This is a genomic window from Streptomyces xylophagus (assembly GCF_000716435.1).
Lineage (GTDB): Bacteria > Actinomycetota > Actinomycetes > Streptomycetales > Streptomycetaceae > Streptomyces > Streptomyces xylophagus.
This window is the reverse complement of record NZ_JNWO01000002.1, coordinates 114,949-128,238: the sequence shown is the minus strand read 5'-3', so window position 1 is coordinate 128,238 and position 13,290 is coordinate 114,949. Positions and strand designations below refer to the sequence as shown.

Below are 13,290 nucleotides of genomic sequence, written 5' to 3'. Positions count from 1 at the left end.
CAGGGGATGTTGTGCGCCGAGACGTCTTCACCGACGACCACGAGGCGTTCCGCCGACTAGCGCGGGACTTCATCGCGGGCGAGGTGGTCCCCTACTACGCCGAGTGGGAGGAGGCCGGCCGACTCCCCCGCGCGCTCTTCGAACAGCTCGGCTCGCTCGGCCTGTTGGGCATGGCAGTCCCCGAGGAGTACGGCGGAGCGGGCCTCCACGACTACCGCTACAACGTCGTCCTCCAGGAGGAATCGGCCCGCGCCCTGGTGACGTTGGGGACCGTGCGCACCCAACTCGACGTCGTCCTGCCGTACTTCCTCACCTACGCCGACCAGGATCAGCGCGAACGCTGGTTCCCCGGCCTCGCCTCCGGGAAGCTGCTGACCGCCGTCGCGATGACCGAGCCGGGCACGGGCTCCGATCTCGCGGGGATCCGTACGACCGCCGTGCGCGACGGGGACTCGTACGTCCTCAACGGCGCGAAGACCTTCATCACCGGCGGACTCCTCGCCGACCTGGTCATCGTCGTGGCCCGTACGTCGACCGACCCGGACAACCGCCGCGCCGGGCTCACCCTGCTGGTCGTCGAGGACGGCATGCCCGGCTTCACACGCGGCCGGGTACTGCACAAGCTGGGCATCAAGGTGCAGGACACGGTGGAGTTGGCCTTCGACGACGTACGGGTCCCGGTCGCCAACCGGCTCGGCGAGGAGGGCGCCGCCTTCGGCTACCTCGGCCACAATCTCCCGCAGGAGCGGATGACGGTGGCGGTCGGCTCGGTGGCGCAGGCGCGGGCGGCCCTTGACACGACAATCGCGTACGTCAAGGAACGCAAGGCGTTCGGGAAGACGGTCGCCTCCTTCCAGAACACCAAGTTCGAACTCGCCGCGGTGGCAGCCGAGATCGAGGCCGCGCAGGCGATGCTGGACCGTGCGGTGCTCGAACTCGTCGCCGGCGAACTGAGCGGACCCGACGCCGCCAAGGTCAAACTGTTCTGCACCGAGATGCAGGCCCGCGCGGTCGACCGCTGTCTGCAACTGTTCGGCGGCTACGGCTACATGCTGGAATACCCCATCGCCCGGCTCTACGCGGACGCACGCATCACCCGCATCTACGCCGGGACCAGCGAGGTCATGAAGGTCATCATCGCCAAGTCCCTCGGATTGTGAGGCGGTTACGGTGCCGGACTTCTCCAGCAGACCAGGTGTCGCGTTCGTGGCGGGCGGCTCGGGCGGGATCGGAGCGGCGATCGTCCGGCTTCTCGCGGAGCGGGGCAGCGACATCGCCTTCACCTACCGGGCCAACCAGGAGGCGGCGGACGCGATTGCCGCCGAGGTCACGAAGCTGGGCCGTCAAGTCCGGTCCATACGGCTGGACTTGACCGACGAGTCGGCTACAGCCGAGGCGGTGTCCGAGGTGGGCGGTGGCATCCATACCCTCGTGTACGCGGCGGGCCCGCACGTCCCGATGCGGCACCTGAGCAAGGTGACACCGAGCGAGTACCGCGCCCAACTCGAGGGCGACGCCGTGGCGTTCTTCAACCTGGTGCATCCCGCGCTGCCGTTGCTGCGCGAGAGCCGGGGCAACATCGTCGCCGTGACGACCGTGGCCACCCGCCGCTTCCCGGTACGGGACGGGCTGTCGTCGGGCGCCAAGGGCGCGGTCGAGGCGGTGGCTCGGGCGCTCGCCGCCGAGGAGGGCCGGTACGGCGTCCGCGTGAACTGCGTGGCGCCCGGCATGCTCAACGACGGCATCGCCGGCCGGCTGATCAGCTCCGGCGAACTGGACGAGGCCGCCCTCGCCGTCACCCGGCGCAACATTCCGCTGCGCCGCTTCGGCGACGCGACCGACATCGCGGAAGCGGTCGCGTTCCTCGCCTCCGACCGGGCGGGGTTCATCACCGGGCAGGCGTTGGGAGTTGACGGCGGGTACAGCGTGTAGGTCACGCGGGCGTTGTGCGCCGACCAGGTCACAGGGGCGTGATGCGCCGGCCTGACACATATGCGGCGCGGACCAGTTCCCCGGACAGTGCGCGCAGGGCCTCGCGCAGCGGTACGTGGAGCAGGCACAGGTCGGCGACCGTTCCGACCATCAACCGGCGTGCCCGGGCCGGGTGTTGGGGTTCACCGGTGAACAGCCGTAGAGCCGCCTGGGGTTCGAGCCGTTCGCCGTCGTCCCGCTCGGTCGCCGCCCGCATGACTGCCCAGGGGTCCGGGGTGCCGTACGGCGCGTCGGTACCGGCGGCGAGCGGGATGCCGGCCTCGGCAAGGGAACGGCAGCGGTACAGGTGCAGGCGGTCGTCGGCGTCCACGTCGGTGGCGTACGCGTCGCCTCGTTCGACCGGGAAGTGGGGCTGGGTCACGACCGTCACGCCGAGCCGTCGTAGCCACGGGATCGTCTCGGCCGGGATCACCGACCCGTGCTCGATGCGGTCGCCGTCGGCGGGCCCCACCTCGTCCAGGGCCAGCAACGTCACCAGCAACTGCACCCGTGTCACGCAGTGCACGGCGACGGGTCTGGGCCTGATCTCCCCTATGGTGCGGGCGAGTTGGGCCGGAGTGGGGAGCGTCGGATCGTCGAGCATCAGCTTCACCGGCTCGTCGACGCCCATCACCAGGAGCCGTTGCGGGAGGACCGACAGCATCTGGGTGAGGCCGCTCGCGGGGTGCGGGTCGGCGTTGGTGAACCCCGTGACGCCCAGTGCCGCCGCCCGCCGCCCCACACCTTCGAGATCCAGCCGTACGGGCGGCACGAACCCGCGCAGCCGCTCGTCCTCGCGCCAGAACCGCCCGTCGCCATCCAGCCCGGCCGCCCGCAGTGCGGCACTGTTCCACACCCACAGCGCCCCGGTGCGATGCTGCACCCGCACCGGTCGATGCGGCGCGAGCGCGTCCAATACCCACCGGTCCAAATCCCCCGCGACGCTCTCGTGGTAGCCGACAGCCCGCACCCACTCCCCTGCCCGTCCGCTGACCAAGGCCGCCGCGAGCGCCGCACGGTCTCGCATGTCCGTCGGCCCGACGCGCACCGAGGCGGCTTCGGCGGCCAGCGCCGCGAGGTGTACGTGGTGGTCGTGCAGGCCCGGCAGCAACGCACCGCCCCGACCGTCCACGTCACTCGGCCCTGTCAGCCCGGGCTCGATCTCGGCGATCCGCCCGCCCTCGATCCGGACGTCCACCGCCGGTCCGTGGCCCTCCACCTCCACGTTTCTGATCAGCACGGCGGGTGGACCCGGGTTCGGGCATCCGCGAGTGTCGCGGCGCAGGCCGCCATGGAGACGCAGAGCAGTTCTCCGCCTCCCGCGGCGAGGGAACGGGCTGCGGCATGGGCGGCGAACACACCGGTTACGGGATCGGCGAGCGCGTCTCCCAGAAAGACGGGGTCGCCGTTCGGGTCGACGCCGGTCAGACCGCCGGCCACGGCAGCGTCGTCTCCGAAGGCGATACGGTCGTTCTCGCGTCCGTAACCGGTGATACCGACCCAGACCCGGCCGGGGCGCGCGGCGAGGAACTCCTCGGCGCGGAGGCCGAGCCGGCGCAATGCGCGTGGCCGGGACGCTTCGATGACGACGTCGGCCTGGGCGACGATCTCGTCAAGCGCACCCGGGGCGAAATCCACGACCAGGTTGTCGTGCCCTTCGTGCAGCCAGCGGTAGAAGGCGGGGGTTCCGAAGCGGGCACCGTCGGGTCGCGTCGTGCTCTCCACCTTCACCACCTGCGCACCCGCCAGCCCCAGCAGCCGCGCGCACAGCGGACCCGCCCAGAGCGCCGAGAAGTCGACGATCCGCAGGTCGGTCATCGCCCGGACACGCCGTTCGCCCCAACGCTCGGCGTGAACCGTAGGCCGTGCGCCTCGGGCCGACCCCGGCACCGCGGCAGCGATCCCGAGCAACTGCGCGGCCTCGACCACCTCCGTCGCCGAGACCCGTCGTGCCGCCGTATGCAGGCTCCCGGGCTCGCCCGGCGAACCGAGGAGCGCCAGCAGCGCGGGTACGGCGGCCAGGTCGTCGGGGCGGGCCAGGTTCACGGCGGCCCAGCCGTCGGCGGTTCGGAGGAGGTGGCAGGAGCCGTTGGCCGATGTCCTTCCCGGGTGTTCGAGGCCGGCCAGCTGGGCCCGCAGGAACAGCGCGCTCGGCAGATCGACCGGCACGCCCGTCAGGCCGGTGAACGAGCGGGCGACATCAGTGAGGGGGGCCAGGAACGGCTCAACGTCGTCCATCCAGGCATGGAGAGCGCGATTCTCCATGAGCTGAACCCCCTTCTCTCCACAGGTGATCTCAAATTACACTCCGGTTCACGTCTGGAGGGAGATCACTGTGGAGTCGCCCTTCGTGCTGGTCGACCTCGACCGCGCTCCCGAGCATGAGTCGGCCGCGCGGGACCGGGACTGTGTCGTGGTGGGCGTGGCGGCGGAACCCACGGATGCGGTCGCGGGGTTCGATGTCCTGCTCACCGGCGTCCCCGATCCGCCCGGGCCGTGGGTGGGATGCGCGGATCCGCATGCCACGGCCCAGGAGCTGCGTGACGTCGTCGAGAGTCGACCCGCCGCTTCCGTCGCGTTGGTGCAGGTGCTCCGGATGGGCAGCGGCCTCTCGGCACCGGACAGGCTGATTCTCGAGTCCCTCGCGTACTCGACGCTTCAGGGTGGAGTGGACTTCCGGACCTGGCTCGCCGCGGCTCCCCAGCGCACGTCACGCCCCGCCGAGACCCCCGTAAGGCTCGACCGCGACGGTTCCCGGCTGTCCATCACGCTGGACCGGCCCTGGGTGCGCAACGCGTTCGACGCGGCGACGCGGGACGCGCTGTGCGAGGCGCTCCAGGTCGCCGTGGCCGACCCGTCGATCAGTCGAGTCGATCTGTACGGCAACGGTCCCGCCTTCTGCAGCGGAGGCGATCTCGCCGAGTTCGGTACGTCCCGTGATCCGGCGCAGGCCCATCTGGTGCGGGTCCGTCGCAGTCCGGGCGCGCTGCTGCACCGTTGCGCTCCCCGTGTGACCGCGCATCTGCACGGTGCGTGTGTCGGCGCGGGGATCGAGCTTGCCGCCTTCGCGGGGCGTGTCGTCGCCGCGCCGGACACGGTGATCCGGTTGCCGGAGGTCGGGATGGGGCTGATTCCGGGCGCGGGCGGCACGGCGAGCATCCCGGTACGGGTCGGCCGGGAGCGGACGGCGTATCTCGCCCTGTCCGGCGTGGAGTTGAGCGTTGAGGAGGCGCTGCGGTGGGGACTCGTCGACGAGATCAGCGAGGCGGCCGACGCAACCGCGAACCCTCCTCAGGACACCGCCCGGCATCGATCAGCGTGAGCATCGCTCCGGGGGCTCCGAGACCATGGCCTCGGAGACCCCGGAGTTCCGTCACTTCCCCGTCCACACCGGGCTACGGCGTTCGGCGAACGCCCGTGCCCCCTCCACCGCGTCGGCGCTCCTGAACACCGACTCGACCTCTTCCGGTTCGGCCCAACGGCGTTGTCGCATCAGCTTCTTGGTCATCGCGACGCCGAGAGGGCCGTTCTCGGCGATGCGCCCGGCCAGGGTCAGTGCCTCGTCCCGTACCTTCTCGGCCGGCACGGCACGGTTCACCAGGCCGAACTGCCTGGCGTCCGTGGCGGTGACGAAGTCGCCGGTCAGCCCCATCTCCAGGGCGACAGCCAGGGGCACGCGGTCAGCGAGGGTCGTACCGCCGCCGGCAGCGAACAGGCCCCGTTTCACCTCCGCGATCCCCAGTTTGGCGTCCTCGGCGGCGACCACCAGGTCGCAGGCCAGGGCCAGTTCGAACCCGCCGGCGAGTGCCGAGCCGTTGAGGGCGGCGATCACCGGTGTGGTGATGCCCTCGCGGAAGAACCACACCAGGCCGTCGAACTTGCCGCCGCCCTTCGCGAACGCCTTGAGGTCCATGCCGGAGCAGAAGACCGTTCCGGCGCCCGTGAGGACGATCGCCCGGGCCGCCGGGTCGGCGTCCGCCTCCCGGAGCGCAGCTGACAGTTCGTCAATCAGCTCCGGATTCAGAGCGTTTCGGGCCTCCGGGCGGTTCAGGGTCGCCACCAGGACGGCGCCGACCCGTTCCGTCAGGACCAGGTCGCTCATCGGGCCGCCGCCACGGCCGCCCGGGCCTTGGAGCGGAACGCCTCCAACTTTTCGGCGGGCTCGATGAGTTGGTGGCTGCGGGACCGGGTGCTGACATCGTGGCCCTCGGCCGCCTTGCGCAGTGCGCCCACGGTGGCCTGTTCGCGCGGGATGTGCGCGAAGGGGTCGAAGGAGTACCAGCGCATGGCGTTCTCGTAGGTGATCTTCCGGGCCTCGTCGTCGGGGACGTCGCAGCTCGAGAGCACGTCGTGCAGTTGCTCGGGGGCGTCCGGCCACAGCGAGTCGCTGTGCGGGTAGTCGCCCTCCCAGCAGATGTTGTCGATGCCGATGTCGTGGCGCAGTCGTACGCCCAGCTTGTCGGTGATGAAACAGGTCAGGAAGTGCTCGCGGAAGACCTCGGAGGGCAGCTTGCCGCCGAAGTCCTGGAGGGTCCACGTCGAGTGCATCTCGAAGGTGCGGTCGAGGCGCTCCAGGAAGTACGGGATCCAGCCCGTTCCGCCTTCCGAGAGGGCGATTTTCAGGTTCGGGAACTGCTTGATCGGGGGTGACCAGAGCAGGTCTGCGGCGGCGGAGACGATGTTCATCGGCTGGAGGGTGATCATCACGTCGGGTGGCGAGTCGGCGGCCGGGACGGCGAGCCTGCCGGAGGAGCCGATGTGCACCGACATGACGGTGTCCGTGTCGGACAGCGCGCGCCACAGAGGGTTCCAGTACGGGTCGTGGAAGCTCGGGTAGCCGAGGACGGCGGGGTTCTCGGTGAAGGTGAGCGAGTGAACGCCCTTCTCCGCGACCCGGCGGACCTCCGCCGCGCACAGCTCCGCGTCCCAGATGGCGGGGAGCGCCATCGGGATGAAGCGCCCCGGGTAGGCGGCGCACCACTCGTCGATGTGCCAGTCGTTGTAGGCCCGTACGAGTGCGAGGGAGAAGTCCACGTCCTTCGTCGCGAAGAGCCGGGCCGAGAAGCCCGGGAAGGACGGGAAGTTCATCTGGGCGAGGATGCCGCCCGCGTTCATGTCCTTGATGCGCTCGTGCACGTCGTAACAGCCGGGGCGGATCTCGTCGAGGCCCTGCGGTTCGACGCCGTACTCCTCCTTGGGCCGGCCGGCCACGGCGTTGAGCGCGGAGTTGGTGATGGTCGCGCCGCCGAACTGCCACACGTCGGTTCCGTCGTCCCGGTGGACCAGCTGGGGCGCGTCTTTCTTGTAGCGCTCGGGCAGGTGGTTCACGAACATGTCGGGCGGTTCGATGATGTGATCGTCGACGCTGATGAGGATGAGGTCGTCGCGGTCCATGACGGCTCCTTACGGGGGTGGGTCGGTCAGTCGGAGGCGGGCAGCGGCTTGGCCGCCTTCAGGGCCATGGGGGCGCCGTCACAGGCCAGTTCGCCCGCGCCGGAGGCGGTGCAGAGCAGTTCGAGCGTCCCGGTGGCGTCCACGTACCGCTTGCCGATGAGGGTGGTGGTGCCGGCCGGTCCGGGCTTCGCCGGGGGTGCGTCGGCCGCGGGGACCAACGGGCTGTCGCCGCAGGTCAGTCGGGGCTGCGGCCGGCCGGCGCCGGGTGCGCGGATGACGACCACGCGGGTGCCGCAGACGGTGCTGGCGAGTTGGTCACCGGGGCGCAGCGTCGGTGCCGGTGGGGTCATGGCGGAGTTCCCTTTCGAGCAGGCGGTCGGCGAGGAGTTCCACGTCGTAGGACTGACGGGCCATCCAGTACCGCAGGAAGCCGGTGAGCGAGTACCGCAGGAAGAGCGCCGAACCGACGACGCTCCCGGCGACCGCGGCGAGGCCGAGGGTGAGAGCGTCGTTCTGCACCAGCGGATCGCTGGTGTTGTGCGAGATGAAGTAGGCGCACACGCCGAGGACGACGCCGATCGTCATCAGGGCGGCGCCCGCGCGCAGCCAGAGAGCGGCCCTTCCGGCGGCCGGGTCGGGGATTTTCAGGACGGTGAGTTCGCGGACGAAGCGGTCCGCTCGCGTCTCGGTGGACGTCATGTGGAACTCCCCAGGTAGAGAGCGGACAGTTCGGCGCGCAGGCCGCCGTCGGGGTGGCCCTGCCGTTCGACCCGGCCGCGTACGAGGACGGCGGCGTGGTCGCAGATGTCGAGGACCGCGGCGGCGAACTGCTCGACGACCAGCACGGCGACGCCTTGTCGGGCAATCTCGCCGACCTGTTCGTAGAGGCGGCCGACAACCAACGGGGCGAGCCCCATGGAGAGTTCGTCGAGCAGCAGGACGGCGGGGTCGGTGGTGAGGCCGCGGGCGAGGGCGAGCATCTGCTGTTCGCCGCCGGAGAGGGTGCCCGCCGCCTGTCCGGCGCGCCGGGCCAGGACGGGGAAGCGGGCGAACGCGATCTCCTCGATCTCCTCCCGGCTGCGGCCGGTGAAGGTCATCATGAGGAGGTTGTCGCGGACGGACAGGTTCGGGAAGACGCCTCGTCCTTCGGGGATGAGGCAGACTCCGGCGCGGGCCAGGTCGCGGGGGTCGGCGCCGGTCATGTCCCGTCCGCCGAGGACGAGTTGGCCCGATTCGGCGGGGTGGACTCCGGCGGCGACGCGCAGGGTGGTGGTCTTTCCCGCGCCGTTCGGTCCGAGCAGCGCCACCACCTGTCCGGCGGCGACGTCGAGGTCGACGCCGTGCAAAACGGTGATGCGTTCGTGGGCGGCGCGGATGCCGCGCAGTTCGAGAAGTGCGCTCACGCGTCCCCCAGGTAGGCGGCGAGAACCGTTTCGTCGCTGCGGATCACCTCGGGCGGGCCGACGGCGATGATCTTGCCGAGGTCGAGGACGTACACCTCGTCGCAGACGGCCATGACGAGGCTCATGTCGTGTTCGACGAGGACGACGGCGGTGCCGTCATCGGTGAGGGCGCGCAGGAGTTCCGCGAAGCGTTCGGTCTCCTCCACGTCCTGTCCTGCGGCGGGTTCGTCGAGGAGAAGCACCTTCGGTCGGATCGCGAGGGCCCTGCCGACTTCGACGAGCCGGCCGACTCCGGTGGGGAGTGCGTCGGGTGAGGTGTCGGCGAGGTCGGTGAGTTCGAGGCGGTGCAGGATCTCGGTGACGATCCGGTCGGCCCGGCGGCGTTCGGGGCCGAGTTCTGCGGCGACGAGCAGGTTGTCACGCACGCTGAGGCGGCCGAACAGTTCGAGGCGTTGGAAGGTGCGGGCGAGTCCGTGCCGGGCGCGCGCGGAGGGCCGGGCGCGGGTGACGTCGCGGCCGTCCAGCCGGACCTGTCCGGAGGAGGGTCTGCGCAGTCCGGAGGCGACGTCGAACAGGGTGCTCTTGCCTGCCCCGTTGGGTCCGATGAGTCCGGTGACCCGGCCCGCCTCGGCGGTCAGGGCGACCCCGTCGAGAGCGCGGTTTCCGCCGAAGGAGACGGTCACTCCACTAACCTGCAGCGACGCCACGGGCCAGCACCTCCTCGTCCTCGGGGCGCCAGGCACGCCGTAGGCCCCACCACTCGACGGGGATCTCCGGCTCGGCCGGTTCGGCCTGCCGGGCGCTCGCCCAGGCGCGGAGTGCCGCGGCGATGACGAGTGAACCGCCGTAGTACGTCCAGTCGTTGATCACGTCGGTGAAGCGCAGTGCCCAGGCCAGGGCGAGGACGCAGAGCAGGATGGGCAGGGCGATGCGGTCGCGGGCGAGTGGCTCCCACTGGCGGCGGAAGCGGGAGACGATGCCGTCGGGGTTGTGTCCGAGTCCGACGCCGGCCAGGCCGGGGAGCAGGGCGACCAGGTTCGCGGTGCCGGGGGCGATGGCGATCAGGGCGTTCGTCGGGGCGACGAAGGCGGTGCCGGCGAAGAGGCCGTTGCCGACCGCGCCGAGTCCGCCGACCACGGCGACGAGGAAGATGGGCAGGCCGGCGATGAGGCTGAACTGGTCGGCGGTGACGGTGCGTTGCTGCATTCCGTACAGTGCTCCGCCGAGTCCCGCGATGCCGGAGGCGAGGGCGAACACGGCGACCTTGGCGACGAGCAGGTTGCCGCCGAGGGTGGCGTACGCGGCCTCGCTGTCGCGCAGGGCGATCAGTCGCCGGCCGAAGCGGCTGCGGCGCAGGGCCGCCACGCCGATCGAGGCGAGGGCGAGGCAGACGGCGGCGAACACCATCAACTCCCGTCCGCTGTCGAGCCGTAGGCCGAAGAGACGGGGTCCGGAGACGTCGACCGAGCCCTGGTCGAAGAGGGCGATCCGCAGGCCGAAAACATGGAAGGCCGGGATGCCGAAGATCCACCGGTCGAGGATCACCGCGAACGCGGCTGTCCCCAGGGCGAGATACACACCGGAGAGCCGCAGTGCGGGCAGTGCGACCAGCGCTCCGGCCGCCGCCGAGACGAGGATCGCAGCCCCGAGGGCCCACAGTTGGCCGTGGGCGCCGAGGTGTCCCCAGACGACCGCGCCGATGCCCGCCATGCTCAGCTGGCACAGGGAGACCTGTCCGGCGTACCCGGCGAGCGGGACGTACGAGAGTGCCACTACGCCCAGCGAGAAGATCGCTCCGTAGGTGATGAGGTCGGCTTCTCCGAGGAGGGAGGCCAGTACCGCGCCGAAGGCGATGACGACCGCGGCGAAGACGAGCGTGCCGCGCGCGGTCGGTACCGGTACGCGGGCGAGTCGTCGTTCGCGGCCGCGCAGGCGTCGGTGCGGGAAGACCAGCAGGGCGAGGAAGAGCAGGAAGGCGGGGGCGGCGAGCCGTAGTCCGGGGAGGTATTCGTTCTGCGGCAGGTAGCCGGTGAGATAGCTCTCCATGCAGCCGACGACGACGGCGCCGAGGAAGGTGAGCGGCAGGCTGCGCAGCCTGCCGAAGACGGCCGCGGTGTAGGCGCTGACGATCAGCAGGGAGAGCTGGGCGGCATCCAGGGTGACGGTCGGGGCGATCAAGATGCCGCCGATCGCGGCCAGTTGGGTGCCGAGGATCCAGGAGACCCGGCCCGCCCGGACCGGGTCGGCGCCGGTGAGGCCGACAAGTGCCCGGTCGTCGACGGCCGCGCGCATCTCGGCTCCGGCGCGGGTGCGGTAGAGCAGGATGCGCAGGCCTATCGCCACGGCGACGGCCACCGCCATGGTGATCGCCTGGTGCCAGGTGATGACGGCCGGGCCGAGGTGGATCGGCTTGCGGGCGGCGAAGAACATCGGCAGGGGGCGCGCCACGTTCGGGTCCCAGATCCAGCGCGCCGTGGCGATGAGACCGCTGAGCAGCGCGACCGTCATGACGAGCCGTTCGGCTTCGCCGAGGGCCTGGACGGGCCGCAGTACGAACCGCTCCACGAGCAGTCCGAAGCCCGGGGCGAGCACGAGCAGCACCACGACCAGGGCGACCGGAACGGGCCAGCCCCAGCCGACGGTCAGCTGCCAGTACATGAACGCGGACAGCATGCCGGCCGCGCCGTGCGCGAAGTTGAACACGCCGGTGGTGGTGTAGGTGAGCACGAGCCCACTGCCGATGACGGCATAGATCGCGGCCGTGCTCAGGCCGACGATCCCGAAGGTGAGGAACTGGTCCATCGCGTCGGATCTCCCCTCTCCATCTCTGGAAACTAGCTTCTCATCTACGGAGAATCAACCATTCAGACAGAGACTGTTGACGTTGCCCGCCACCCCGTGGAAATCTGCCACTCATCTGAGAGAATGGCATTCTCACTCATGGTGAAGGGTGGAAAGTCCTTGTCCTCCTTGCCTGTTCCGGCTCCTCCCCCTGGTCCGACCGACGACCTGATGGAGATCCAGCAGCTCCTCGCCCGCTACGCGGTGTGCATCACCCGCGGTGACCTGGACGGGGTGCTGGGGGTGTTCACACCCGACGGCACGTACAGCGCCTTCGGCGACTCCTACGGCCTCGACGAGTTCCCGGCGCTCGTGGCCGCCGCCCCCAAGGGGCTGTTCCTGACGGGTACGCCGGCCGTCGATCTGTCGGGCGACACGGCGACCGGCACCCAGCCGCTCTGCTTCGTCGACCACGCCACGCACGACCTGCGGATCGGCTACTACAACGACACCTACGTCCGCACGGACGAGGGCTGGCGACTGCGCACCCGCGCCATGACGTTCATCCGCCGCAGCGGAGCGCACGACTCGGGCCGCCCGCACGCCTATCAGCGCCCGGGTACATGAGCGTCACCTCACCGCCCGGGAACATGGACGTCGGCGGCTTCCGCTGGGGCCTGCGCGCCTGGCTGGACGAGCACGACCTGTCCCCCGGCCCGGACCACTCCCTCGACGCCCAGGTCGCTCAACTGGCCCGGGTCCGACGGGCGTTGTTCGACGCGGACTGGATGCGGTACGGCTGGCCCGCCGAGGTGAGGGGGCTCGGCGGGCCGGCGGTGCTGAGGGCGGTGCTCGGCGAGGAGGTCGCCACCCGGGAGTTGGCCGAGCCGGGGATCTACTCGATGATCGAGGTCCTCGCCCCGACGATGATCTCGTACGCCCCTCCCGCACTGGCCGCCGAGATGGTCCCGCGGCTGCTCAGCGGCCGTGAACAGTGGTGCCAGGGCTTCTCCGAGCCGGGCTCCGGCAGCGACCTCGCCTCCCTCACCACCCGGGCCGTTCCGCGCGACGGCCACTGGGTGATCAACGGCCAGAAGGTCTGGACGAGCCTGGCCCAATTCGCGGCCCGCTGCGTCCTGTTGACCCGCACCGCGCCGGGACACAACGGGATCACCGCGTTCTTCGTCGACATGGACACCCCCGGCATCACCGTCCGGCCGCTGCGCACGATGCACGGCGTGGACGAGTTCGCCGAGGTGTTCTTCGACGACGTGGTCGTGCCCGCCGACCGGATGCTCGGCCAACCCGGCGACGGCTGGCGCCTGGCGATGGACCTGCTCCCGCACGAGCGCTCCACCTGCTTCTGGCACCGGATCGCCCATCTCTACACGCGGCTTGACCGCCTGGTGGCCGAGACGAGCATCCCGGACGACGCCGAACTCGGCGCCGCCTACCTGGCGTTGCACACCGTCCGCTGCCGCTCCCACGCCACGCAGCGGCGCCTGGCCGAGGGTGAGCGCCTGGGCGCGGAGACGTCGGTCGACAAGGTGCTGCTGGCCACGGCCGAGCAACGGCTCTTCGAGACCGTGCGCGATCTCCTGCCCGGCGTACTGGAGTTGACGGACACGCCGTGGCGCTCGGAGTACCTGTACGCGAAGGCGGCGACCATCTACGGCGGTACGGCCGAGATCCAGCGGAACATCATCGCGCGCCGCCTGCTCGACCTGGGACGGGAGTAGCC

At 70.6% G+C, this 13,290-nt stretch carries 14 protein-coding genes; 5 read left to right on the top strand and 9 right to left on the bottom strand.

Annotated elements, in window-relative coordinates:
• Positions 1–11: 11 nt before the first annotated feature.
• Together OO70_RS04075 and OO70_RS04070 are read left to right on the top strand one after the other, a co-directional pair.
• On the top strand, positions 12–1,160 hold the full coding sequence (locus OO70_RS04075) for an acyl-CoA dehydrogenase family protein (RefSeq protein ID WP_043664111.1): 1,149 nt from the start codon (positions 12–14) through the stop codon (positions 1,158–1,160).
• A gap of 46 nt (positions 1,161–1,206) precedes the next feature.
• The gene (locus OO70_RS04070; RefSeq protein WP_043665300.1) at positions 1,207–1,932 is read left to right on the top strand and encodes an SDR family NAD(P)-dependent oxidoreductase; all 726 of its coding nucleotides are present in this window, start codon (positions 1,207–1,209) and stop codon (positions 1,930–1,932) included.
• 28 nt (positions 1,933–1,960) lie between these two features.
• Here the strand turns inward: OO70_RS04070 and OO70_RS04065 are convergent, their stop codons facing one another.
• Entirely contained in the window at positions 1,961–3,211 is a 1,251-nt protein-coding gene (locus OO70_RS04065; protein ID WP_043664109.1) for an amidohydrolase family protein, read from the bottom strand.
• Positions 3,205–4,209 carry a CoA transferase gene (locus OO70_RS04060; protein ID WP_051740627.1) on the bottom strand — a complete coding sequence of 335 codons (1,005 nt, stop codon included), beginning with the start codon at positions 4,207–4,209 and terminating at the stop codon, positions 3,205–3,207. The genes OO70_RS04065 and OO70_RS04060 overlap by 7 nt, the downstream gene beginning before the upstream one ends.
• A gap of 97 nt (positions 4,210–4,306) precedes the next feature.
• On the opposite strand from OO70_RS04060, the gene OO70_RS04055 reads away from it, so the two are divergent.
• The gene (locus OO70_RS04055) at positions 4,307–5,293 is read left to right on the top strand and encodes an enoyl-CoA hydratase/isomerase family protein (protein ID WP_043664104.1); all 987 of its coding nucleotides are present in this window, start codon (positions 4,307–4,309) and stop codon (positions 5,291–5,293) included.
• Between the two features lie 51 nt (positions 5,294–5,344).
• Here the strand turns inward: OO70_RS04055 and OO70_RS04050 are convergent, their stop codons facing one another.
• From OO70_RS04050 to OO70_RS04020, 7 genes are read right to left on the bottom strand one after another with little or no spacing between them, the layout of a single operon-like run.
• Positions 5,345–6,073: an enoyl-CoA hydratase-related protein gene (locus OO70_RS04050; RefSeq protein ID WP_043664101.1), complete on the bottom strand. Its 729-nt coding sequence runs from the start codon at positions 6,071–6,073 to the stop codon at positions 5,345–5,347.
• The gene (locus OO70_RS04045) at positions 6,070–7,365 is read right to left on the bottom strand and encodes an amidohydrolase family protein (RefSeq protein ID WP_043664098.1); all 1,296 of its coding nucleotides are present in this window, start codon (positions 7,363–7,365) and stop codon (positions 6,070–6,072) included. The genes OO70_RS04050 and OO70_RS04045 overlap by 4 nt, the downstream gene beginning before the upstream one ends.
• A gap of 26 nt (positions 7,366–7,391) precedes the next feature.
• Positions 7,392–7,715 carry a hypothetical protein gene (locus tag OO70_RS04040; protein WP_043664095.1) on the bottom strand — a complete coding sequence of 108 codons (324 nt, stop codon included), beginning with the start codon at positions 7,713–7,715 and terminating at the stop codon, positions 7,392–7,394.
• On the bottom strand, positions 7,681–8,064 hold the full coding sequence (locus OO70_RS04035) for a hypothetical protein (protein WP_043664093.1): 384 nt from the start codon (positions 8,062–8,064) through the stop codon (positions 7,681–7,683). The genes OO70_RS04040 and OO70_RS04035 overlap by 35 nt, the downstream gene beginning before the upstream one ends.
• Positions 8,061–8,768, bottom strand: a complete 708-nt coding sequence (locus OO70_RS04030) for an ABC transporter ATP-binding protein (protein WP_043664091.1) — start codon at positions 8,766–8,768, stop codon at positions 8,061–8,063. The genes OO70_RS04035 and OO70_RS04030 overlap by 4 nt, the downstream gene beginning before the upstream one ends.
• Positions 8,765–9,475: an ABC transporter ATP-binding protein gene (locus OO70_RS04025; RefSeq protein ID WP_043664086.1), complete on the bottom strand. Its 711-nt coding sequence runs from the start codon at positions 9,473–9,475 to the stop codon at positions 8,765–8,767. Before OO70_RS04025 ends, OO70_RS04030 begins: the two co-directional genes overlap by 4 nt.
• Positions 9,456–11,570 carry a branched-chain amino acid ABC transporter permease gene (locus tag OO70_RS04020; protein ID WP_043664083.1) on the bottom strand — a complete coding sequence of 705 codons (2,115 nt, stop codon included), beginning with the start codon at positions 11,568–11,570 and terminating at the stop codon, positions 9,456–9,458. Before OO70_RS04020 ends, OO70_RS04025 begins: the two co-directional genes overlap by 20 nt.
• A 210-nt stretch (positions 11,571–11,780) precedes the next feature.
• On the opposite strand from OO70_RS04020, the gene OO70_RS04015 reads away from it, so the two are divergent.
• Complete coding sequence (locus tag OO70_RS04015) at positions 11,781–12,176, top strand: nuclear transport factor 2 family protein (protein ID WP_033282975.1); 396 nt, start codon at positions 11,781–11,783, stop codon at positions 12,174–12,176.
• The gene (locus tag OO70_RS04010) at positions 12,173–13,288 is read left to right on the top strand and encodes an acyl-CoA dehydrogenase family protein (protein WP_234336698.1); all 1,116 of its coding nucleotides are present in this window, start codon (positions 12,173–12,175) and stop codon (positions 13,286–13,288) included. Before OO70_RS04015 ends, OO70_RS04010 begins: the two co-directional genes overlap by 4 nt.
• Positions 13,289–13,290: the final 2 nt, after the last annotated feature.